General features: G+C 57.6%; 16 protein-coding genes and 1 pseudogene. 14 read left to right on the plus strand and 3 right to left on the minus strand.

Going from position 1 to position 22,242, the window contains the following annotated elements:
- Positions 1-5: 5 nt before the first annotated feature.
- The 14 genes from tssE (at position 6) to AC4ANE_RS26610 (ending at position 20,086) form a co-directional block, all read left to right on the plus strand.
- Positions 6-488, plus strand: a complete 483-nt coding sequence (tssE, locus tag AC4ANE_RS26545) for a type VI secretion system baseplate subunit TssE (protein WP_002551424.1) — start codon at positions 6-8, stop codon at positions 486-488.
- Positions 488-2,320 carry a type VI secretion system baseplate subunit TssF gene (tssF, locus tag AC4ANE_RS26550; protein WP_002551423.1) on the plus strand — a complete coding sequence of 611 codons (1,833 nt, stop codon included), beginning with the start codon at positions 488-490 and terminating at the stop codon, positions 2,318-2,320. The genes tssE and tssF overlap by 1 nt, the downstream gene beginning before the upstream one ends.
- Entirely contained in the window at positions 2,284-3,354 is a 1,071-nt protein-coding gene (gene tssG, locus AC4ANE_RS26555) for a type VI secretion system baseplate subunit TssG (protein ID WP_002551422.1), read from the plus strand. The genes tssF and tssG overlap by 37 nt, the downstream gene beginning before the upstream one ends.
- Positions 3,351-5,954, plus strand: coding sequence for a type VI secretion system ATPase TssH (tssH, locus tag AC4ANE_RS26560; protein WP_002551421.1), 2,604 nt, complete (start codon positions 3,351-3,353; stop codon positions 5,952-5,954). The genes tssG and tssH overlap by 4 nt, the downstream gene beginning before the upstream one ends.
- Before the next feature lie 25 nt (positions 5,955-5,979).
- Positions 5,980-6,735 carry a type VI secretion system lipoprotein TssJ gene (gene tssJ, locus AC4ANE_RS26565; protein ID WP_002551420.1) on the plus strand — a complete coding sequence of 252 codons (756 nt, stop codon included), beginning with the start codon at positions 5,980-5,982 and terminating at the stop codon, positions 6,733-6,735.
- On the plus strand, positions 6,732-8,075 hold the full coding sequence (gene tssK / locus AC4ANE_RS26570) for a type VI secretion system baseplate subunit TssK (protein ID WP_002551419.1): 1,344 nt from the start codon (positions 6,732-6,734) through the stop codon (positions 8,073-8,075). Before tssJ ends, tssK begins: the two co-directional genes overlap by 4 nt.
- Entirely contained in the window at positions 8,072-8,785 is a 714-nt protein-coding gene (gene icmH, locus AC4ANE_RS26575; protein ID WP_002551418.1) for a type IVB secretion system protein IcmH/DotU, read from the plus strand. The genes tssK and icmH overlap by 4 nt, the downstream gene beginning before the upstream one ends.
- Before the next feature lie 30 nt (positions 8,786-8,815).
- Positions 8,816-12,736: a type VI secretion protein IcmF/TssM N-terminal domain-containing protein gene (locus AC4ANE_RS26580; RefSeq protein WP_002551417.1), complete on the plus strand. Its 3,921-nt coding sequence runs from the start codon at positions 8,816-8,818 to the stop codon at positions 12,734-12,736.
- A 31-nt stretch (positions 12,737-12,767) separates the two neighbouring features.
- Entirely contained in the window at positions 12,768-13,691 is a 924-nt protein-coding gene (tagF, locus tag AC4ANE_RS26585; RefSeq protein WP_002551416.1) for a type VI secretion system-associated protein TagF, read from the plus strand.
- A complete protein-coding gene (gene tssM / locus AC4ANE_RS26590; RefSeq protein ID WP_002551415.1) occupies positions 13,688-16,180 on the plus strand; it encodes a type VI secretion system membrane subunit TssM in 2,493 nt (830 codons plus the stop codon). Before tagF ends, tssM begins: the two co-directional genes overlap by 4 nt.
- Before the next feature lie 155 nt (positions 16,181-16,335).
- A complete protein-coding gene (locus AC4ANE_RS26595; protein ID WP_002551414.1) occupies positions 16,336-16,854 on the plus strand; it encodes an Hcp family type VI secretion system effector in 519 nt (172 codons plus the stop codon).
- Between the two features lie 92 nt (positions 16,855-16,946).
- Positions 16,947-18,044 carry a type VI secretion system protein TssA gene (gene tssA, locus AC4ANE_RS26600; protein WP_002551413.1) on the plus strand — a complete coding sequence of 366 codons (1,098 nt, stop codon included), beginning with the start codon at positions 16,947-16,949 and terminating at the stop codon, positions 18,042-18,044.
- Between the two features lie 177 nt (positions 18,045-18,221).
- Positions 18,222-18,647: a DUF2628 domain-containing protein gene (locus tag AC4ANE_RS26605; protein ID WP_002551412.1), complete on the plus strand. Its 426-nt coding sequence runs from the start codon at positions 18,222-18,224 to the stop codon at positions 18,645-18,647.
- Between the two features lie 719 nt (positions 18,648-19,366).
- Positions 19,367-20,086, plus strand: a complete 720-nt coding sequence (locus AC4ANE_RS26610; protein WP_460408620.1) for a hypothetical protein — start codon at positions 19,367-19,369, stop codon at positions 20,084-20,086.
- A gap of 64 nt (positions 20,087-20,150) precedes the next feature.
- Here AC4ANE_RS26610 and AC4ANE_RS26615 read toward each other — a convergent pair whose 3' ends face one another.
- The 3 genes and pseudogenes from AC4ANE_RS26615 to AC4ANE_RS26625 all read right to left on the minus strand — a co-directional run bounded on the left by AC4ANE_RS26615 (position 20,151) and on the right by AC4ANE_RS26625 (position 22,240).
- On the minus strand, positions 20,151-20,705 hold the full coding sequence (locus AC4ANE_RS26615) for an HD domain-containing protein (protein ID WP_002551411.1): 555 nt from the start codon (positions 20,703-20,705) through the stop codon (positions 20,151-20,153).
- Positions 20,706-20,783: 78 nt separating this feature from the next.
- A complete protein-coding gene (gene tri1, locus AC4ANE_RS26620) occupies positions 20,784-21,893 on the minus strand; it encodes an ADP-ribosylarginine hydrolase Tri1 (protein WP_031598055.1) in 1,110 nt (369 codons plus the stop codon).
- Positions 21,894-21,977: 84 nt separating this feature from the next.
- Positions 21,978-22,240 (minus strand): annotated as a pseudogene (locus AC4ANE_RS26625) (hypothetical protein).
- Positions 22,241-22,242: the final 2 nt, after the last annotated feature.

The following is a 22,242-nucleotide window of genomic DNA, read 5'->3' on the forward strand; positions in this document are numbered from 1 at the left end:
GCAACATGAGTAGTCAACACAAGCTGTTGCCTTCATTGCTGGATCGGTTGCTCGACGATCGTCCGCATCAGTCCGTGGAATCGTCATCGCAACGGTTGAGTTCGCTGGCCGATTACAAGGCCAGCATCGTTCGTGACCTGGAGATTCTGGTGAACACTCGCCAGTCTCTGGTCGCTAACGGGCTGGAGGGTTTCGCCAATCTGAGCGGCACCATCCTCGATTACGGTATGCCCGACTTCACCAGTAGAAGCGTGCTCGACCCACAGGACCGTCTTTTGATTCAGCGCCAGCTGGAGAAGGCAATTTCTGTCGGTGACCGACGTTTCCGCAGCGTGAAAGTCCAGTTGCTTGCACAACAGACCGGCCAGCGCATGCTGACTTTTCGTGTGGACGCAGTACTGCGTCTGCAGGACATTTCGCGTCAGGTTTCCTTTGACGCCGTGCTGCAGGTCAACACTCAGGAATACAAAGTGCAGAACCTCAACTGATGCTCGACGATCTGCTGCCCTATTACGAGAAGGAACTCTCGCACCTGCGCTTTCTGGGCCAGGAATTTGCCGCTCAATATCCGAAGATCGCTTCGCGATTACTGATTGAGGGCGACAACTGCGAAGACCCTCACACCGAGCGCCTTATCGAGGCGTTCTCGTTCCTGTCGGCGCGCGTACACAAGAAACTCGACGATGAGTTTCCTGAAATCGTCGAGTCGTTTCTGGAGGTGCTGTACCCGCACTACCTGCGCCCTACCCCTTCGATGTCCATCGTCGAGTTCAACATGGGCAAGCAGGAAAAGGTCACCGAATCCTATCGCGTAGCCCGGCACACCGAGCTGCATGCCACACCTATAGACGGAATAGTATGCAAGTTTCGTACGTGCTACCCGGTCGAACTGTGGCCAGTGGCAGTGCAAAGTGCTTCGTTCATTGAAATGGAGCGTTCGGCGTTCAACGGCCACAGTGCAGACCTGATTGCGCGCTTGCGCATCGGCCTGGGTGCGACCTCCGACGTCCTGTTCGGCAAGATGGAACTGGACCGACTGCGCTTTTTCCTTGATGGCGAAAGCACGCTGATGCATCAACTGTATGAGCTGCTGTTCAACAACCTGGCCAAAGCGACCCTGTCGTTCGAAGACGAAGGGCGCATTCGTGAAGTGGTACTGCCCGCCGACGCCCTGAAGTCTGTCGGCTATGGTCTGGATGAAGGGCTGGTGGATTACTCGGAACGTTCGTTTCTGGGTTACCGCTTGCTGCACGAATACTTCACCTTCCCTGACAAGTTCATGTTCTTCGACCTGTCAGGCTTTGCCCGTATTCTGGCTGGCAAAGAGATCGCCAAAGTGGAAATCAATTTCTACTTTTCCGACTACGACCTGACGGATCGTCTGGCACGCCTGACCCAGAACATCGGCCGTAACAATTTCAAGCTCAACTGCACGCCCATCATCAACCTGTTCCGCCAGCAGGCCGAGCCGATCAAGCTGACCCACGTTCAGCATGAATACGCGGTAACGCCGGATGTGCGCCTGCAAAGCTCTGCCGAAGTGGTCTCGATCGATCGCGTACGCCGGGTGAAGAAGATCAACGGCAACGATCAGGTCGGCACCTGCCATCCGTTCTTTGAACCACGCGGCGATCAAGGCCCCGGTCAGAGCTTCTGGATCGCCCGGCGACGTCCGACGCAGAGCCGACAAAGCGATGGCTCGAACATGTTCATCCGCGTCGTGGATCGGGATCTGGAACTGATTGATTCCAACAACGACACACTCAGTATCCGCCTGACGTGCAGCAATCGCGATTTACCACTGATGCTGCCTTTTGGCGGCGAGCGCGGGGACTTCAACATTCCCTCCAATTCGGTGATCAAGGATATCCGCTGCCTGCGCAAACCGACGGCGACGGTGCGCGTGCCGCTGGGCAACGGCGTGATCTGGCGGCTCATCTCGCACCTGTCGCTGAACCACATGTCGCTGGTTTCGAAGGGTCGCGAAGTGCTGTTGGAACTGCTGTCGCTTTACAACTACCGCAACGTGTCGGCGATTCGCAAACAGATCAACGGGATCGTTTCGGTGAGCAGCGAGCCGGTCGTGGCACGCATCGGCCATCCGCGGCCGAACTTTGTGCGCGGCGTCGGTATTACGCTGAAGTTCGATGAAAGCCAGTACACCGGCAGCGGCGTGTTCCTGTTCGGCATGGTCCTTGACCACTTCTTTGGTCAGTACTGCTCGATGAACAGCTTTACCCAATTAACCCTTCGCACCGTGCAGCGCGAAAAGAGAGTGGTCCAATGGCCCCCGCGAACAGGCGATCAACCCCTGGTCTGATTGACCAGGCAAGGGCTGAGCCGCACCGATTCGAATTTTTTCAGTTGGTGCGTTTGCTTCGCCTGCATTACAGCAGGAATGGGCGCATGGACCTGGAAACCAGGCCGCATGAGGACCCTCTGCGCTTTCGTTCGCAGCTGTCGCTGAACTTTCCGGCCAGTGAAGTCAGCGACCTGCAGTTCGAACGCGAAGGCAAGCTCTCGGCGGCCGGTTTGCCGCTGTCCGAGGTGCAGGTCACGTTCATGGGCCTGGTCGGCCCATCAGGCGTGCTGCCGCGCCCGTACACCGAGCTGCTCATCGATAGGCATATTCAGTACCGAGACGACGCTGCGCATGCGTTTCTGGATATTTTTTCGCATCGCATGACCACGCTGTTTTACGAGGCCTGGCAGAAGTACAAGTTTTACATCGAGTACGAGCGTAACGGCACGTCGAACTTTGATCGTTATTTGCTCAACCTGGTGGGTTTCGGCCCCGAAGCGTTGAAGCAAAAGTTCGACAAGGGCGAGTCGCCATTGCGTCGCGAACTGTTCAGCTACTTCTCGGGGATGTTCGCCCAGAAGCCGCGCAACGCCCTGAACCTTGAAGTCATGCTGAGTTTTTATTTCTCGCTGCCGTTCAAGATCCAGCAGTTCGCCGGGCGCTGGCTGAAGCTCGACAGCAGCCAGTGCACGCAGCTGGGCCGCAAGAACGCCGTGCTGGGGCAAAGCGCCGTGGCTGGCAATCGCGTCTGGGATTACCAGTCGTGCGTGCGTATCGAAATGGGGCCTCTGGAACTGGCTGACTACCAGCGCTTTCAGCCGGGCACCGAGGATTACCAGAAGCTTGTTGAACTGGTGCGTTTTTACATCGGCGCCGAACTGGACTTCCAGATTGCGCCGAAGCTCAAGCGCGAAGCTGTACCCGTGGCCCGCCTGGGTCGCCAAGGCAATGTATCGCTGGGCTGGCTTGGCTGGCTCAAACGCCCCGGTGTCGACGTGGAGCCCTCCCGTTGCGCTGTTTTCCATATTCCTTTTGATGGGGTCTCCCTGTGAACCTGAAGTCCCTGTTCGCCAAGCTGAACGAAACGAGCCGCACTGCCACTGAAAGCGCTGCTGCGCTGTGCCTGTCGGAGAACCACTACGACGTTGAAGTCGAGCACTTGCTGCTGCAATTGCTCGACAACAACGATAACGACCTGCCGGTGATCCTGCGCCACTACGACGTAGTGCCTGATCGCCTGCAAGCACAGCTGGTCACCGCGCTGGGGACGTTCAAGAAAGGCAACACACGGACGCCTGCGCTCTCGCCGCACATCACGCGCATGATCGAGCAGGCCTGGGTACTGGCGTCGATCGAATTCGGTCAGTCGCAGATCCGCACCGGCCACCTGATTCAGGCCTTGCTGGATGACGATGCCCTGCGCCGCGTGGTCATCGGTTCGGCGCCGGAACTGGAGAAAATCAACGCTGACGACCTGCGCCTGAATATGAGCGCGCTGGTCGAAGGCAGCCCGGAGACCAAACTGAGCAAGCCTCTGGCCAACGCCGACGCAAGCACGGGCGCAACCACCAAGGGCAACGGCAAGACCCCTGCCCTGGACCAGTACACCGTCAACCTGACCCAGAGCGCCCGCGATGGTCGTATCGATCCGGTACTGGGACGCGAGTTCGAAGTGCGGCAGATGGTCGACATCCTGACCCGCCGCCGTCAGAACAACCCGATCCTGACTGGTGAAGCGGGTGTGGGTAAAACAGCCGTGGTGGAAGGTCTGGCGCTGCGCATCGTGCAGGGCGACGTGACTTCGGTGCTCAAGGGCGTCGCCATTCACACCCTGGATCTGGGCCTGTTGCAGGCCGGAGCCGGGGTCAAAGGCGAGTTCGAAAACCGCCTCAAGTCGGTCATCGAAGAAACCAAGCGCAGCCTGCACCCGATCATTCTGTTCATCGACGAAGCCCACACGCTGATCGGCTCGGGTGGCCAGGCCGGGCAGAACGACGCAGCGAACCTGCTCAAGCCTGCCTTGGCGCGTGGCGAGCTGCGCACCATCGCCGCCACCACATGGGCAGAATACAAAAAGTATTTCGAAAAAGACGCCGCATTGGCTCGTCGTTTCCAGGTCGTGAAAGTCGAAGAGCCTGACGAAGACAAGGCCATCCACATGCTTCGTGGGCTGCTGGCGAAGATGCAGGAGCATCACAAGGTCACCGTGATGGACGAAGCGCTGGTGCAGGCCGTACGCCTTTCCAATCGCTACATCACCGGCCGCCAACTGCCGGACAAAGCCGTCAGCGTGCTCGACACCGCTTGCGCACGCGTCGCGCTGGGCCAATCGGCACAGCCAGGCGCGCTGGAAGACTGCAAGCGCCACATCGACAACCTGAATGCAGAAATCACCGTGCTGGAGCAGGAAACCGCCAAGGGCAGCGACCACGCTCGCCGTTTGACGGCCCTGCACGAAGAGCTGAAAGCCGAACAGGAAACCCGCGAGTCGCTGGAGCAACAGTGGAAGCGCGAGCTGGAACTGGTCGAAAAGCTTGGCGCACTCAGCGTTCCGGAAAACGGCGCGCCTGATGCTGAGCAGATCGCTGCAGTGCGTGCCGAACTGGCCAGTGTGCAGGGCGAGCAACCGCTGGTCCACGCGCTGGTAGACGGCGGCACCATCGGTGAAGTGATTTCCGGCTGGACCGGTATCCCGCTGGGCAAGATGCTGCGCGACGAGATCGATACCGTACAAAGTCTGCCAGCGCTGTTGGGTGAACGCGTGCTGGGGCAGGATCATGCGCTTGAAGAGATCGGCAAGCGCATCAAGATTTCCCGCGCGCGCATGGAAGACCCGAACAAGCCGATCGGTGTGTTCCTGCTGCTCGGCCCGAGCGGTGTCGGCAAGACCGAAACTGCGCTGGCGCTGGCTGACACACTGTATGGCGGCGAGCGTAACGTCATCACCATCAACATGTCCGAATACCAGGAAGCCCACACAGTCTCCAGCCTCAAAGGCTCCCCGCCGGGCTACGTCGGTTATGGCGAAGGTGGCGTGCTGACCGAAGCCGTGCGCCGCAAGCCTTACAGCGTGGTGCTGCTCGACGAGGTGGAGAAAGCCCACCCGGACGTGCTCGAGCTGTTTTTCCAGGTCTTTGACAAAGGCGTGCTGGACGATGGCGAAGGTCGCGAGATCAACTTCCGCAATACCGTGATCATTCTCACCTCCAACACCGGTACTGATCGCATCATGCAGTGGTGCCTGAACACCGAGCAGAAGCCGACTCCCGATGACATCGTGGAAGGCCTGCGCGACGAGCTGAATCAGGTGTTCAAACCGGCGTTCCTCGGTCGCTTGACCATCGTGCCGTACTACCCGGTTCAAGACGCGATTCTGGAACGCATCGTCGGCCTGAAACTGGAGCGCATCCGCAAACGTTTCGAGCGCAATCACCAGGCGGTACTGCGTTACGACGAAGCGCTGATCAAGGCCATCGCTTCGCGTTGCACGGAAGTCGACAGCGGCGCACGCAACATCGACAACATCCTGTCCAAGACCCTCATGCCGGAACTCGCCCAGCGAGTGCTGGAGCGGATGGCGCAGGACAAGCCGATTCAGAGCCTGACCATCGATCTGGGCAGCGATGGCGACTTCGCTTACACACTGACCTGATCGATCACCCCATAGGTAAGACGTGATGAATAAAAGACTTCAAGGCAATTGTTCCTCGAAGCCAGCCTTGGCAAGGTGCCTGGCTGTTCTGGCAATGATGCTGGCTCTGTCCGCCTGTGGCGTGACGGACCGTGTCGCCAAGCGCATGGATGACACCTGGGCTGGCGACATGATGTTTGGTGACAACGAAAAAGTCATCCTGACGACTGACGGCGGTAATCAGCTCAACCCCGATGAGTACGGCAAACCGCTCTCTGTGGTGGTGCGCGTTTATCAACTGGCCTCTCTGGAGCGCTTCGAGTCGATCAACGCCGACAGCCTCTGGGATGACCCGCAAAAGGCTCTGGGCAACACACTGGTTGATAGCAAGGAGCTGATTCTGTTGCCAGGCATAGGGCAGACCGATCAATGGCCGCTGAACCCCAACGCGTCCTATGTGGGCATCGCGGCGTTCTTCCGGACTGACGAAAACAGCCGCTGGAAGGTCGCGTTCGACGCCAACACGCTGCGCAAGGACGGTATCTGGTTCTCGTCCGACGGTGTGCGCGTGCTGGTGGACAACAACTACATCCTCGCCGTTCGTGGCGTGGATGTGCTGAACAGGCTCAAGACTGAAGAGCAGTTCACTAAATCCAATTCGATGCCCGAACAACCCGCCGGCAAAGGTATTACCGAGCGTGTGCAGGACGCCGCTGTCCAGCAGGTTCAGGACTCGGCCGGCAGTGCTGCGAAAAAGGCAGCGGACTCACAATTCAATTCTTTGTTGGAAGGCGCCAAATGAGTAAACAAAGCCGCGTGATGTGGTCGGAAGGCATGTTCCTTTTGCCACAACATTTCCAATATCAGGATGAGTTTCACCAGCATCAGCTTGCTGAGTCGACACTGCGTTCCACGCCTTTCCATTGGGGCGTGCAAACGCTGGAAGTCGACGTCGAGGCATTGGCCACAGGCTCGTTGCAACTGAAGCGCCTGAAGCTGGTGTTCCCTGACGGCAGCCTTTACGACGCGCCGCAGCACGACCCGCTGCCCGCCGCCCGCGACCTGAAAAATCTGATCAAGGGTGGAGAAATCAAGGTCTATGCGGCGCTCAAGCTGCCCGAGCCCTTTGGCCTGAACTACGTTGAAGATGGCCAGGAACAGAAGAGCGCCCGGCGCTTTCGCAAACAGTTCGACACCCTGCCTGACCTCAACGAAGGCGATCTGGAAAACGAGATCACCAGCCTGCGTCTGAACGTCGTGATGCTGGTCGATGGCGACACTCTGGATGGCTACAGTTATTGCCCGATTGCCCGACTGGCACGCAATAGCATCGGCGGTTTCAACCTTGACGCGCATTTTGTGCACCCTACGTTGCACGTGGGCACCCACGAGACGCTGGTTGGCCTTGGCAGACGCCTGATCAGCGTGCTGCAAGCCAAGAGCAAGGCACTTTCTGGCCGCCGCCGCGAACGTGCCGACCAGATTGCCGAGTTCGGTTCCAGCGACGTTACGTTGTTCTGGCTGCTGAATACGGTCAACCGCGCCTACCCGCAGTTGGCCCATCTGCTGGCGCACCCACGCCTGCACCCGGAGCGCCTGTATCTGTTTCTCGCGGAACTGGCGGGCGGTTTGCTGACGTTCTCGCTGGACACCCAGCTCACTGACATCCCCGATTACGATCATCAGGACCCGGCGGCCTCGCTGGTGAAGCTCGACGAACTGGTTCGTCTGCTGCTTGAGAACGTGATTCCGAACCAGTGCATCGTCATCAATCTGAGCCAGGTCCGGCCTTCGTACTGGCAGGGCCAATTGCTCGACCCACGCCTTACCGAAGCGGATTTCTATATTTCAGTGCATGCCGACATGCCCGGCTCCAGCCTGCTGGAACTGGTGCCGCGTGCATTCAAGGTCGGCTCGCCGGAGGACATCGAGGTGGTCGTCAACAGCGCCATGCCGGGCGTCACCCTGAACCACTCGACACGCCTGCCAAACGCCATTCCGGTGCGCCTGGACAACCATTACTTCTCCATCGAGCCGCATGGCCGGGTGTACGAACGCATGATGGAAGCCCAGGCCATTTCCTTCTACGCGCCCAGCGCGCTTACCAATCTCAAGCTTGAACTGTTGGCGGTGCTTAAATGACTGAAGCCGTGATGCAAGGTGCCGCTGCGGCCGCAACCGAAAAACCTACGCTCAAAGACCTGGTACGTGACTTCATCACCATGGCGCTGATTGTCCGTCGCGGCCGCCAAGCGATCTCGGTCACGGCGTTCGAAGCCAGCGTCGATACTTTCTTCGCCAACCTGGAGCGTCAGGCGCGCAGCGCCAATTACAGCGTCGAACAGGTAAAAGACGCGCAGTACGCACTGTGCGCATTCCTTGATGAGAGCGTGCTGCGTTCGGGCGACAACGATATGCGTCGCCACTTCGAAATGGAGCCGCTGCAGTTCCGTTATTTCGGCGTCCACCTGGCGGGCGAAGGCTTCTTCGAGAAAATCGAACTGCTGCGCGCCGACGTGAAAAAGAACCTGGATGTGCTTGAGGTGTACCACCTGTGCCTGGCGCTGGGTTTCGAAGGCAAGTTCGGCCTCGGCCAGAAAGACCAATTGCGCTATCTGGCCAACACGCTGGGCCAGGACATCGCACGCTATCGCAAGACGCCAAAGGCGCTGTCGCCTGACTGGGCATTGCCTGACCAAGTGTCGCAGATGCTTCGCCATGAAGTTCCGGTATGGCTTTACCTGGTGCTCATCGCCCTCGTGTGCCTGGGTGTCTATCTGACGCTTGACTGGTTGCTGGGCAAAGACGTGGCCGCATTGGCCGAACAAATCAGCCAACTGTTCAATGCTTGAGTCCCGATCAGGTAACCGAGTCAGGAAGACATGAAGACATTACTGCGCCTGTTAAAAAGTTTCTGGTTCCTGGTCCCGATACTGTGGCTGATCAGCCTGGCTGTCTGCTGGTTTTTCGCCCCCAGGATCAGTTGGCTGCAAGGCTATACGCTCGAAGCGATGGCGATCATCAGCGCCTTCTATCTGCTGTTGATCGTACTGCGCCAATACCGACGGATTCGTACCGAACACAACCTCGAAAATCTGGTTCAGATCGAAGTTGACCGCTCGCTGAAGTCCACCGGTGAGTTCCGTGATCAGCAAGTGCTGCGCGACCGCCTCAAGCATGCCATTGCCATGCTGCGCACCGATCGCTCGGCAGGCGGTGGCGGCTCCTCGGCGCTCTACGATCTGCCCTGGTATCTGGTCATCGGCATGTCGGCGGCAGGCAAGACCTCCTTGCTGACCCGCTCCGGCCTGTCGGCCAGCATTGCCAGTAGCGCAAATGACACGGAAAGCGGCACCCAGCACTGCGATTGGTACTTCAGCCCTGAAGCCGTGATGATCGACACCGCAGGTCGCTACCTGCGTGACGATCAGTCTGCCAGCGAATTCGCTGCGTTCCTGCGTATGCTCAAAAAGCAGCGCAGCAAGGCCGCCGTCAATGGTCTGGTGCTGGTGGTCAGCCTGCCAGAGTTATTGGCCGCCTCTGCCGCCGAGCGCAACGAGATGGGTGCGCGCCTGGTCACGCGCATCGAGGAATATACCGATTGCCTGGACGCCAACCCGCCTATTTATCTGATGCTGACCAAGACCGACCAACTGCCCGGCTTCAACCAGGCTTTCGACGGTATGGACCTGCATGAGCGCCAGCAGCCGCTGGGCATGACGTTCGGTCTGACAGAGATCACCACAGAAAGCCTGCGTTCAGTGCTCGATCGCAAACTGGCGAACCTGCAAGCGCATGTCAGTCGCCACGTCGATGCACAGATGATCGCACTGGGTGCCGACGCCAACAGCGCCCTGCTCAACTTCCCCAACTACTTTGCCGAGCTGTCGGCGATACTCGAACAGTTCCTGCAGCATTTCGCGCGCAGTAACGTCAACGGTACCCAGTTGTTGCTGCGCGGCCTGTATTTCACCAGTGCCCTGCAAACCGACAAGCAGCTGACACCGGTGTATGAAGACGAGCTTTCAGAGTCGTTCGTCTTGCGGCCAGCGACCGCACCCGATGCGCTGGAAGAGGACGAACAACGGAAAATCAGTGATCGCAGTTACTTCATCACCGATACCTTCCGCCGCGTCATTTTCCCTGACCGTGACCTGACCCTATACCAGTCACGTCATGGCCGCGACAAATCACTGGGGCCGATTGTCATCGCTCTGGCGCTGTTCGCCGGGCTGGCCTTCATCGGCTGGCAGGCCCTGTCGTTCCAGAAAAACCGCGAGTGGCTGGCCGCGATCAGCCAACAGTTGACCGAACTGGAACAGTCCCCGGACCGTGCCCAGCGCCTCGCCTCCGGCCAAGGCCTGGAATTGCTGCGCAACCAGCTGGCTGCCATCGAGAAATACCGCACCAAGGGCGTGCCTCTTCAGCTCAGTGGCGGCCTGTACCGTGGCGACGATATCTACTTCGCCACCCAGACTGCCTACCTGCAGCAACTTCGTACCCAGGCGCTGGAACCGATCACGCTGAAACTGCAATTGCAGATGCGTGAATTCAACGAGTTCGCCAAAACCATGGACCCGCAATATGGCTTCGGGGCTACACCCGCAGGGTCGGAAACCAAAACGGGCAAGGTACGCGCTCAAGGTCAGAAACTGCTGGACCGCGGCGCGCGCAACGTCGCTGTGGGCCGTCCGACCAGCCTGAGCAGCATCCCGCGCAGCACCGGCGAGGTTGCCAATCGACTGACCGGCGCAGCAAGAGGCACAGCCAGCCAGACGCGCAGCGAAGCGATTGCCGCGCTACGCAACCCGGCCACTGCCAACGATGCTGCCGAGCTATCAGCCACAACAGGCGGCTTGTCGTTGTCGGAAGAGATGCTCGGGCGACTCGATGAACGGCAAGTGGCGTCCATCATCGAGTCATACAACGCCCTCAAGCTCTATCTGATTCTGACTCAGCCGACCACGCATCCGGAAACCGAGTTCGTCAACGCAGCGTTGCCGGTGGCCTGGGCGGGCATTTCCAGCGAGACCAATCCGATCAGCGACGACGTCATCGAGGACAACTCGCCGGTCTACGTACAGCTGCTCAAGAATGGTGACGCGCCGGCCATGCCACGCAATGAGCAACTGATCGACGAGACCCGCAAGAGCCTGAAGTTTTTCATGATCTCCAGCTCGCTGGTGGACCGTGAATACCTGCGCCTGCAACTGGAATCCAGCCGTCAGTTCCCGGCAATCGGCCTGAATGATCTGGTACCTATGCCGGGTCGCCAGTTGCTCTACGGTTCGGAGGCTGTACCTGCGATTTTCACCCGTCAGGGCTGGGAAGAGTTCGTGAAACCCGAGCTGATCAAGCTGGTGTCCGGCAACCTGCGTAACGAGTCGGATTGGGTTCTGGATGGCGAAGGCGGCGACAGCGTGGTGCAGAAAGCCAACTTCGTTCGTGAATTCATGGCCCGTTACAAGCGCGACTACACGCAGGTCTGGTACACCATGATCGACAGCGTCGGTGTGCGCCGCTTCAGCGACATGGCCAACGCCACGCAGCAGTTGTCATTGCTCAGCGACGTACGCAATTCGCCGGTCAAACTGCTGCTGTCTGCCGTCAACGACAACACGCAATGGGACGTGCCTGCGCCTCGCGAAGCGCAACAGACCGGAGTCAAACGCGACGATGGCTTCTGGGGCAAGGTCAGCGGTATCTTCGACAACAAGGAAGCTGCGGCCAGCGTACTGATCTCGCCATTGCCTGCCGTGGATGACGGCAGTCTGGCCAAACGCTTCGAACCTGTATCAAGGGTTTTCGCAGCGCAGAATGCCGAGGGCGCTGACAGCACCATCATGGATCGCTACCTGGCAGCGCTGCGTAAACTCAAAGTACGGATGAACAACATCCAGCGCTCGCAGGATGTCGGCAAGAGCAGCAAGCAGTTGATCAGCGAAACCCTTGAAGGGCAGCCGAGCGAAGTCACCAACGTGCGTAACTACGTTGAAACCACGGTCGATACCAGTCAGGGCGGGCTTTCCACCTCGCTGCAAAGCCTGTTCAGCCTGCCGATCCAGTTCGCCTGGGAAACGCTGCGCGATCCGGCCGGCGAACAGATCGCCAAAGCCTGGGCCAAACAGGTCGCCAAACCTTGGGAACAGGTCATGGCGCATCGTTACCCGATTGCTGCGGACAGCCGCAACGAGGCATCGGTGAAAGACCTGCAACGCTTCGTCGACCCGGAATCCGGCCTGCTACCGAACTTCAAGCGCAACGAGATCGGCAACCTGTCCGATGGCGAAGGCCTGGGTATGGGCAGCGGAGCCAAGGCTGCGCCGCTGGTCAATCCGAAAATGGTCAGCAACATCGACAAGGCCAGTTCGCTGGGCGAGGTCATCGCCAGCCTCTCGGATCGCAACAATGGTTTCGAGATCATGCTGGAGCCGTCGGCCTACTTCACTGACATCATCTTCACGCTGGATGGCCAGGAGCAGCATTACCGCAACGGCAAAACCAGCTGGAGCCGCTTCTCATGGCCGGGCACCACGACAGCACCGGGCGCACGCCTGGATGTGGTCACGCTGACCGGCGAGCGCATCACCGTGTTCGACTACACCGGGCGCTGGGGCCTGCTGCGCATGAACGACAGCGCACGGGTCGCCGACCTGGACGGTATTCAGCAGCGTTTCAGCTGGAACACGGCCAAGGGGCCGGTCAGTCTGGTAGTGCGCAACTATGGTGGCGTGAAGCTGACCGACCTGGCGAACGTCAAGGCGCTGAGCGCGCTTAACGCAACAGATGGGCGGACCAAGTGAGGATGCACATGCTCGATCTGGAGGGCGGTCGATGATTGGCTGCTTCGGAAAAGTGCCCGCGAGCGCAGATTTCGTCAGCCTGCATGGCGCCAGCGACGATGTCTGCGAGTTCGATGCCTGGCTGCAAGGCGCACTCGCCGACATGCAGCAGCGCGACGATTGGCGCACGTTGTTCGACCAGTTGCCCGTGTGTTTTTTCAGCTATCGGGCGCGCAGCGGCAACTGGCTGGTGGGCGGTTTGATCAGTTCGCGGGACTCGAGTGCACGGCGTTATCCGTTCTTCATCTTTCAAACGGTGAAGTCCAGCGACGCCGGTGTGTTTGTGAACCCGTTTACCCTGAGCGAACTGTTCGCCGGGCAGATCAAACCGCTGCTGCACATGGCCGCACAGGGCGAAGGCACCTCAGTGCTGTTCGAACGCATCAGGGCCTTGCGCCCGCTGCAAGGACAGGACTTCGAACTGTTCCGGCGTGTGCATGAGAAGTTTCTGGTGAACTTCACCCTGCGTGACATTGCGACTTCGTTGGAGAGCTCATACCCCGAGTTCATCAGCAATGCCGTGCTCACCCGGCTGCAAGCGCTGGGTCGCCCGTCGTACAGGGCACCGATCGGTATTTCGCTGCCACTGCCTGCCGAGCGAGGCTTGAAGAACCCGACAGCAGATCTGTGGGTCAATTGGCTGACACGCATTGACCCGAACAAGGCAGTGCCGCAAATCAGCATTCTGGCGGACGACTTCATGCGCCCCCGACTGTTCTGCTTCCCGTCGCGCAACACGTCAGGCGTGTACCGCGTGGTGACGGGCGTGGGCGAGCATTCGGAGAACTATGACGTGCTGGCACCCGTTGACGCGTTCGACGAACACCACCGAGGCCATGTGTTTCCAGACATTGACCGCCCTCTTTATGACGTTATCGACCGCTTTGTCGATGTGCTGGATTTGAAGTCCGTATGAACAAGATCAAATACTACTTTTTGCGCTACCAGCCCTATGTTCTCGGGGTCTGCTTTTTTCTGTCGATCTTCATCATCTGGAGCATCGGCCGTGCCCTGGGCTTCAGTTCGATGAACAGCCTGCTGACGGGAATAGGCCTGTTCCTGCTGCTGTCGGCGGCGTATGTGCTGTTGCTGTATCGGGGCGTATCACAGCATCAGAACCTGGAGGGTCTGCTGCGTGATGACGCCGATCAGGCCGTGCTCAATGCCAGCCCGGCGGATCGCGAAGAGGTCAGCCTGCTGCGTGAGCGCTTGCTGCAAAGCATCGAACGGTTGCAGAGCAACAAGCCGAACGGCAGCAACGCCAAGGACGCGCTTTACGCCCTGCCCTGGTATCTGGTGGTGGGTCAGCCCGCAGCGGGCAAAAGCACCATGCTGTATCAGTCGGGCCTCAACTTCCCCTACGCCGAGCGCGAAGGCGCACGCGTCGCCGGGCTGGGCGGCACGCGCAATTGCGACTGGTTCTTCAGCTCGGAAGCCGTGCTGCTGGATACCGCTGGCCGCTACATGAATGATCAGCAGGAAGCCGGAAAATGGCGCGCCTTTCTGCAATTGCTGCGTCAGCATCGCCAGCGCAGACCGCTAAACGGCCTGATTGTCACGGTCAGCATTCATGACATTCTGCAATCCTCGGTGGAGGATCAGGAGCGCATCGCCAAACGTCTGCGCGAGCGAATCCAGGAAACCCACGCGCTGCTGGAAGTGCGTCTGCCGGTGTATCTGGTGTTCACCAAGTGTGACCTGGTACCGGGCTTTGTCCCCTTCTACCGCCAGCTGGATGATGTGGCGCGTGGCGAAGTGATGGGCAAGACCTTCCCGCACAAGGGCTTCGAGCAAGCTGACTGGGGCCAGCGCTTCGGTGTGGCGATGGACGAGCTGATCAATTACTGGAAAGAGATCGCCAACCAACAGCTGGTGCTTCAGGACATCCAGATCACGCGTCAGGACACCGCGGTGTATCGCTTCCCGCTGGAACTGGAAGCCTTGAAACCGCGCCTGCTGATGTTCGTCGATGCCCTGCTGCGCGCCAACCCGTATCAGAGCGCCGAGATGCTGCGCGGTTTCTACTTCACCAGCGCACTGGACGCCGACCAGCCCGAAATGGGCGGACACACCCGTCAGGTTACCGAGCGCTTCCAGCTGGAAAGCGAGCAGGACCTGGTCGACGGCAATGCGCAGCCGCACCCGCTGTTCATCAACAGCCTGTTCCGCAAGGTGATCATTCCCGACCAGCATCTGGTGGCGCTGTACACCACCAACCATCGCGAGCGGCGCCGCAAGGCCGCGTGGATTGGAGGCGCCAGTCTTGTTGCCCTGTTGATCTGCAGCCTGTGGGGCTGGTCGTACTGGAACAACAAGGACAACATCCAGTCCATTTCCACCGAACTCGCCCAGGCTGCAGCCGATGACAGCAAAGCCACCGGTCAGTACACCGAGTGGCAAACGCTGGATCGCATGCGCTTCTGGACTTCGCTTTACTACGATCGTCACCACGACGAAGGCGTACCGCTGCGCTCGCGCCTGGGTCTTTACCGGGGCTATGACGTCGAACCGTTGCTGCGCACGCGCTACTTCAACCGTCTGGAAACGGTGATGCTCAAGCCGACCGCAGACAACCTGACGCGCTCGCTTTACCTGCTGACCACTATCAAGGTCTACCAGCGCAACGCCAAGGACCTGATGCCGGTCACGGGCGTCGACAGCGTCGAACCCAAGGCACTGCCGCCGGATAACCGCGCGCAATCCATCGCGGCCTTCGGCAAGGCGACGCTGGATACTTACGTCATGCTGTCGCGAGCGCAGCGCGAGAAGGCTGACCCGGCCTTCCTGAAAGCGAAGATGCCTGATTACTGGTACCCGGCCATTGCGCGCCAGACCGGCAAGACCATCACTGCGAACGCCGAGGCAGGCTCCAATCAGGATTACGAGTACGCCAGCCGCCAGATCAACTTCTACAGCGATCAGATTCACGAACTGGACGTGCCGAGAATTCTCGACAACGCATTCCTGACATCCAGTTCGCGTAATTACATCAACAGCCTGTTGACGCAGTCGTTGAAGGCTATCGAAACCATCACGCTGGAATCGGACACCCTGTTTGCCTTTGGTCGTGCCGACTTCCAGAGCCTGAAAACCGAAGGTCAAAACCAGTTGAGTGCGATCGCCGGCAAGCTGTTGAGCACACCGAACATCGGCAAGATCGTAATTGCAGGTCACGCCGACCAGCTGGGCGACCCGCAAAGCAACATGCAGGTGTCCAGGCAGCGTGCACAGACCATCAAGACGTATCTGGTCGGCAAGGGCGTGCCCGCCGAGCTGGTGGACGCGGTCGGCGAAGGCAGCGAGAAACCCTTGGTCAAATGCGATATGCAGCAGCCGAGGGCTCAGTTGATTCAGTGCCTTGAGCCGAATCGACGCGTAGAGATCGAAGTGCGCGCGCTCAATTGATCGCGCAGTGCAAGCAAACCGAAGCCCGGGTTGTCCACATGAGACCAGGGCCGTGGCAAGAGAACCTTTCTTGATCGTTTCAAGAAGGTTAATCAAAGGGGTCGTGTTCTGTCTTTAGACACCACAACCTTAAATGAAGAAAGGAGACGCAGAAAATGGCATTTGACGCATACATCCAAATCGACGGCATCCCGGGCGAAGTTCTGGACGACAAGCACAAAGACTGGATCGAAGTGCTCGGCTACGAGTTCGGCGCTACCCAGGCCACCTCCGCCACCGCCAGCTCGTCGGGCGGTGCTTCGTCCGAGCGCGTTGCACTGAGCGACTTCAGCATCCGCAAATCTGTGGACAAGGCTTCTGCCAAGCTGTTCGAAGCGTGCTGCAAAGGCACTCACATCGCCAAGATCCAGCTGAACGTCAACCGTGCTGGCGGCGACAAGCTGACCTACCTGACCATCAACCTGGAAGAAGTCGTTGTGTCTTCCGTGAAGGCTGTAGCAGGCGGCAACCAGAAAGGCGAAGACAACGCCGTCAGCGATCTGCCGATTGAAGAAATCAGCTTCAACTTCGCTCGCATCAAGACTACCTACACCCAACAGAGCCGTTCCGATGGCCAGGGTGGCGGTAACGTCACTGGCGGCTGGGACCGCACTGCGAACAAAGTATTCGCATAAGTCTGTGACACCTCGGGTCGCGCAAGCGGCCCGTCTTCAGCACCGTGTCTGCCCAGGCACGGTGTTCTTTTATCCTCTGATCAGAGTTGACTATGTCTGAATTTCTCAACGACCTTTCGCTTGCCGATCTGACGGCGCCCATCAACGGGGGCAGCGGCGAAGACCTGAGCTTTTCCACCCTGTTCGATCAGGTCAAGGAAGCTCGTCGAGCAGACCCCGATTACCTCACCCAAGGTGACTGGCAAACCGATCTGAAGTCCTCGGACTGGGATCAGACCATCACGTTGGCCGCACAGGGCCTTGCTGAACAAAGCAAGGACCTGATGCTCGTCGCCTGGCTCAGTGAAGCCCTGGCGCACAAATACCACTTTGTCGGCATTACCTTCGGCCTGACCGTGGCCGAGCGGATCCTGCAAAATTTCTGGGACGATCTGTACCCGTCGCTGGAAGACGGCGTAGAAGAACGCGCCGCCCGCCTGGCCTGGCTGAAAACCACGCTGACCGAAGTCGTTGGCGGGCTGCCGATCACCCAGGGGCAGAACTTTGGCCTGTTGCGCTACGACGAGTCGCGCCACGTGGAAAACCTCGCGCTGCAAAACCCCAAGGCAATGCAGGCTGCTGTTGACGAAGGCAAGATCAACGCCGAAATCTTCCAGCGCTCCGTGGTACTGACCGACTCGGACCACCTGCGCCTCAAGGCCAGCGAAATCGCTGCCAGCCTGTATGCCTGCCAGCAGCTCCAGGCCACTGCCGACACCCTGTTCGGCCGCGACGCGCCCAGCCTCGTCACCCTGAGCGACATCCTGCAACGCGCCGGGCAACTGACCGAAAAGCTGCTCAAGGACCGAGGAATAGAACTGAGTCCTGCCCCAGCAGCCGCCGCTCAGACCGCACCCGAAATCGCCATCGACCAACCCGCAGGTGCCGCGATGACCCAGACCACCCAGGACAGCGCATCCGCACCACTGCGCACCACCCCGGCCACTCGCGACGAAGCCTTCACCATGCTCGCCGGCATCGCACAGTTCTTCAAAAACACCGAACCGCAAAGCCCCGTCCCGTACCTCATTGAGCGCGCCATCAAGTGGGGCAACATGCCGCTGGAAGGCTGGCTGAACGACGTCATCAAGGACAGCAACGTCGTGGACAGCATTCGCGATGTGCTGGGTACGAAAGAGCCTAAGCAGTAAGGGCGATCTGGTGGATCGGTCTGTATGAACGTGCGTACAGACCGTCGGGAAATGCACCACAGGATGAGTCCGTCTGTATGACTGACGTGCTCTCGATTTACCCGTATTTTGCGTCTTACCCAGCGCTGCAAGAGGGAACGACCATTCACATGATTCACACACATCAGGGATTAGAGAATGAACACGTCAGACCCGGTAAACGCATCAGGCCACTACAGCGACAAATGGAAAGAACGCTTCGCCTTTTTTGAAGCGCATGGCGGCCCGAACGCACCGGGGTTCAGACCCGCGCTCAAGCAACTGCCATTTCTGAAAAAAGTGAAAGTCAATTTCAACTTCTTCGCGTTCTTTTTTGGGCCGGTTTACCTGTTCATCCTGGGGCTGTGGAAGAAGAACCTGTGCTTTATCGCAATGATCGTGGTGGTCTCTATCGCGCTGGACATGGTGATGGACATGTTTGAGTTCCGCTATGCCAAGGAGGCCAGTTCTGCGGTCGGTTTTGTGTTTAATGCGTTGTATGGGCAACTGACTAATTACGCGTATTACCTCAAGGAAGTGAAAGGCGAGCAGAGCTGGAATCCATTTGAGGGGTTGCGTTGGTAATGCGAAATCATTGGGTTCTATTTTTAGGGAGGCATGAATGTTTGATTATGTAGTCAATTCGATATCGCTGCTGTGTTTTTCAACGCTGGCATTCTTTATTCTTTACGCGCCGCTCAGAACCATAATATCGTTGATTAAGCGTAAAAACCCTCTTGATCGGGTATCTCGACCTTCCTACGGGATATCCATGTGCCTATCGTTTGCTGCTGCAGGCTTTACTCTTATAATTATGTTGTCCCGAACTCCAAGTATACTGACTACACGAATCTATTCCTGTCGATCTCAGCCTATCTCTTTATTCAGGCAGTGACGATGGCGGTACTGATGGGTAAGACCAGAGCCCATTAAAGGTCAATGAATAGCCTGTAGCGGCTAGTATTTGCCAAGATTTTTAACTTTACCGTTAGCAATCTTATCTCACTGCCCAGTTAAGCAGGCATGGAGTCATCACTTACAGGGAAGCCAGTATGCGACCAATCATCGTGATCAACGACCCCACCTCTCCGTTTACAGTAAGCCGACCAGCATTGCCTCAGCTGCGGCTGGCATGGCCAGAGGTGCTTTTGTTGGCGTTGTGTTAATCGCTGCTTCCCAGGGGGCAGCGCCGCTGACTTTAGTAATACCCGTTGAATGGGGGCAGGTCTAGGCGTTCAGGCACTCATCGTTAATAAAGGATGGGAGAAAGATCTCGGGAACATGTTAAACCATGAGAAAACATAATGATTAATTCAGATAGCCTTAGAAAAAGCAGCTGGCTAGCATTCTTCACGACTGGTTTTTTTACAGCCTTTGGCCCATCTAAATTAACGTGTTTTTGGTACGTATATTTTTTGCCCGTAACCTTGATGCTTGCCTGGACAATATACCTAGTCTACCTGTGCGAAAAGTACACAACCTATATGTCGTCGCTTATTAGCGCACTGATTGGTTCATTTACATTGCTCGCTTGTAACGTAGCTTATGTCTCCACTTCTATTTTTTTTGGAGAGAACAGTTTTAATGCTTTCATTACAAGTCTAACCCCTGCCATCATTACATTGTTGGCTTATTACGCGATTGCTAGCAAAAAGCCTTCTTTTCAACCATTCGAATATGACGGACAGAAAATCCAGACGCGTGTTGCTAGCACTTCACAACTATCAACAAGTTATAAAACTGGCTTGATCGCGGGAGCAGCCACGTTGGCGGCCGGTATTTTCCTGCAGGCGTTCGGCGTGCTAACTGGCGGTGTAGTTGCGGCCCTTGTCCTTACTGGATGCTGTGTGACCATACTGTTCTACATGCGGCATGTCATCAGGGGGCTTCGCACACTCCGAGCCAAGGAGCGCAATATGCCTGCTGCGTACACGTTCATGCAAATCGATGAAATTCGCGAAGCCCGCAGTCGTTGGTGGCTGAGCAGGTTTTTCAAATGGTTCTCGTCTCGGCACAAATCGTAGGGTGCGTAACTCTCGATGATTACTACATAGCCCTATTTATCGAAATGGAAAGCCCGCTCATTACTCAGCCTTCAAAGCCATCAACATAAAGCGCCTCATAACGCGCCATCGTATCAATGAGCCGCTGCCGCAGATACCCGTTCGCATGCCCCAAGGCTGCCAGGATCTGCGCCGACTCCACCAGGTAAGACGCCCGCTTTGCCTTCTTCCAGGTGGACGGCGCTGACTGAAGATTGGTGATGCGATCACACAACTTGACCGACGCAGCTTCTTTGGAGTGCCTGGCGATCCCAGCGAAATAAAGCGCTTCGGAAAACGGCACGACCAGGTTCTTGCTCAGGCACGCCACCGCTGAAGCCACCTCGACACCAAATGCTTCAGCCAACTCATCCTGAGTCACCGGCGTATCTTCCAGCACGTCGTGCAGTAACGCTGTGGGCAAGGCGATTTCAAGCGCGCCCACAGACTCTTCGCGATGGGCAAAGATCAACTCGTTGGCAACCATCGCCACGTGGGTGGTGTAAGGAAGGTCCGAGCCTGTCATTTTTTGGCCTACGTGGGCATGGGATGCGAATAGCCAGGCTTTGTTGTAGAGCTGTTGCGGACACGGTTTGGGCATGTGGGTCAGATTCCTTGAGACGCGATAAAAATCAGGGATCGCGGGCTGACCCTCAGAGAGAGTACGCGCGCTTCTCTATCAATCGCCGATAGACTCGTCCAAAGGGTCGTGCAGCGGCGCACGCTCGAACAACTGTTGGGCCAGCCCCTGAATATGCTCGGACCATGCGACGTTCTTGACCCATTCCTCCGGCATGCCTGACACCCCATAAAGCGCGCCTGCGATTTGTCCGGCGGTAGCGGCTACGCTGTCGGCATCATCAGCCAGGTTGGCGGCCAGCAAAATAGCATCTTTGAAGTTGTCGGTATTCCATACGGCCCACAGGGCTGCTTCGAGTGTGTCGATGACATAGCCTGAAGAGCGGATCTGGTCGCGGTTTTTTTCTTTGTATTCGCCTGCGTTGATGAGCAATGCTCGCGGTAGTAACGGGCAAATCATCGGAGAAAGGGCTTCTTCTTTGTCCGCGCCGTTAAGGGCGAGATGGAACTGTGCGCCAAGCAGCGTACAACACGCGATAGCCTCCAACGCGTTGTGGGTGCATTGACTTTGGGCATCACTCTCACGCCACGTAGCTGAAAGCGAATGTCGGCGAAATATCGCAGTGGGTGCCAAGCGAATTATTGAGCCATTGCCAGCGGTGGATGGGGCATCATTACCATACCAGTGACCGCCATCTTTCAGCCTTCCTTCGATCGCAGCCCGAGTGGCATTGCCGATATCAAAACACTTACCGTTGTGGCTGTTTTCGCCATTTATGTACCAGCGGCCCATTCTCTCTGCGTAATCGATAAGGTCGAAATTGCCCTTCGCAAGATAAGTATCTGCGAGGCAGAGAGCCATGCTTGTGTCATCGGTCCACTCACCGGCATTGAGTTTGAAAGGTCCGCCACCCACCATGTCATGGACATGGCTACGATCACGGGGCAAAAATTCCAGTGTTGTACCGACGGCATCGCCAATGGCCAGCCCAAGCAGGCACCCTTTTGCACGGTCCAGCGCCTGTGCTTCGGTGAGGTTACACGTCCGTGACGCTATCCAGCCGGGCTTCTCTACAGGCAACCTTGGTGCGTCAGCCTGCAACATATAATCCATACGTTGGAGCAACTGCGCAGATGGCGGAGGCAGCAGGTGATCGTAGCGCTCAACATATCGATCGAGGGTTTCGTTGGAGCTTCTCAAGTCAATCATGGGTCCTTCCAGAGTAATTTCTCAAGGTGTAGAGCAGTATGGAAGCTGCTACCGGATGCCCGAGTCTATACCGCTTGTTAGCGGCTAAATAGCCGTTCCCCGCTTTACTCCTGGCTTCTGGATCAAAAGATCATCCCGCTCTCTCCTGCGGCATGTCTTGGCGAATGCATCTGCAGCAATGAGATCTGTGTGGAAAAGATCAAAGCTGGCTTTGTCGATCTCGTAATACTCCTCGCAATCGATCAAGCCATTATTCACCGGAAATTACAAATAGAAACGCCCTGAGGTTTCCTCGATACCCAAGGAAAGCATGAGGTCGCGATTAAAAAGGTATCGTTAAATTTCATAT

Source organism: Pseudomonas sp. Pme6b (genome assembly GCF_058129925.1).

What these genes read in the sequence shown, in the direction of transcription:
- tssE (WP_002551424.1), top strand. Translation starts at nt 6, where the DNA reads ATGAGTAGTCAACACAAGCTGTTGCCTTCATTGCTGGATCGGTTGCTC.
- tssF (WP_002551423.1), top strand. Translation starts at nt 488, where the DNA reads ATGCTCGACGATCTGCTGCCCTATTACGAGAAGGAACTCTCGCACCTG.
- tssG (WP_002551422.1), top strand. Translation starts at nt 2,284, where the DNA reads ATGGCCCCCGCGAACAGGCGATCAACCCCTGGTCTGATTGACCAGGCA.
- tssJ (WP_002551420.1), top strand. Translation starts at nt 5,980, where the DNA reads ATGAATAAAAGACTTCAAGGCAATTGTTCCTCGAAGCCAGCCTTGGCA.
- tssK (WP_002551419.1), top strand. Translation starts at nt 6,732, where the DNA reads ATGAGTAAACAAAGCCGCGTGATGTGGTCGGAAGGCATGTTCCTTTTG.
- icmH (WP_002551418.1), top strand. Translation starts at nt 8,072, where the DNA reads ATGACTGAAGCCGTGATGCAAGGTGCCGCTGCGGCCGCAACCGAAAAA.
- AC4ANE_RS26580 (WP_002551417.1), top strand. Translation starts at nt 8,816, where the DNA reads ATGAAGACATTACTGCGCCTGTTAAAAAGTTTCTGGTTCCTGGTCCCG.
- tagF (WP_002551416.1), top strand. Translation starts at nt 12,768, where the DNA reads ATGATTGGCTGCTTCGGAAAAGTGCCCGCGAGCGCAGATTTCGTCAGC.
- tssM (WP_002551415.1), top strand. Translation starts at nt 13,688, where the DNA reads ATGAACAAGATCAAATACTACTTTTTGCGCTACCAGCCCTATGTTCTC.
- AC4ANE_RS26595 (WP_002551414.1), top strand. Translation starts at nt 16,336, where the DNA reads ATGGCATTTGACGCATACATCCAAATCGACGGCATCCCGGGCGAAGTT.
- tssA (WP_002551413.1), top strand. Translation starts at nt 16,947, where the DNA reads ATGTCTGAATTTCTCAACGACCTTTCGCTTGCCGATCTGACGGCGCCC.
- AC4ANE_RS26605 (WP_002551412.1), top strand. Translation starts at nt 18,222, where the DNA reads ATGAACACGTCAGACCCGGTAAACGCATCAGGCCACTACAGCGACAAA.
- AC4ANE_RS26610 (WP_460408620.1), top strand. Translation starts at nt 19,367, where the DNA reads ATGATTAATTCAGATAGCCTTAGAAAAAGCAGCTGGCTAGCATTCTTC.
- AC4ANE_RS26615 (WP_002551411.1), bottom strand. Translation starts at nt 20,705, where the DNA reads ATGCCCAAACCGTGTCCGCAACAGCTCTACAACAAAGCCTGGCTATTC.
- tri1 (WP_031598055.1), bottom strand. Translation starts at nt 21,893, where the DNA reads ATGATTGACTTGAGAAGCTCCAACGAAACCCTCGATCGATATGTTGAG.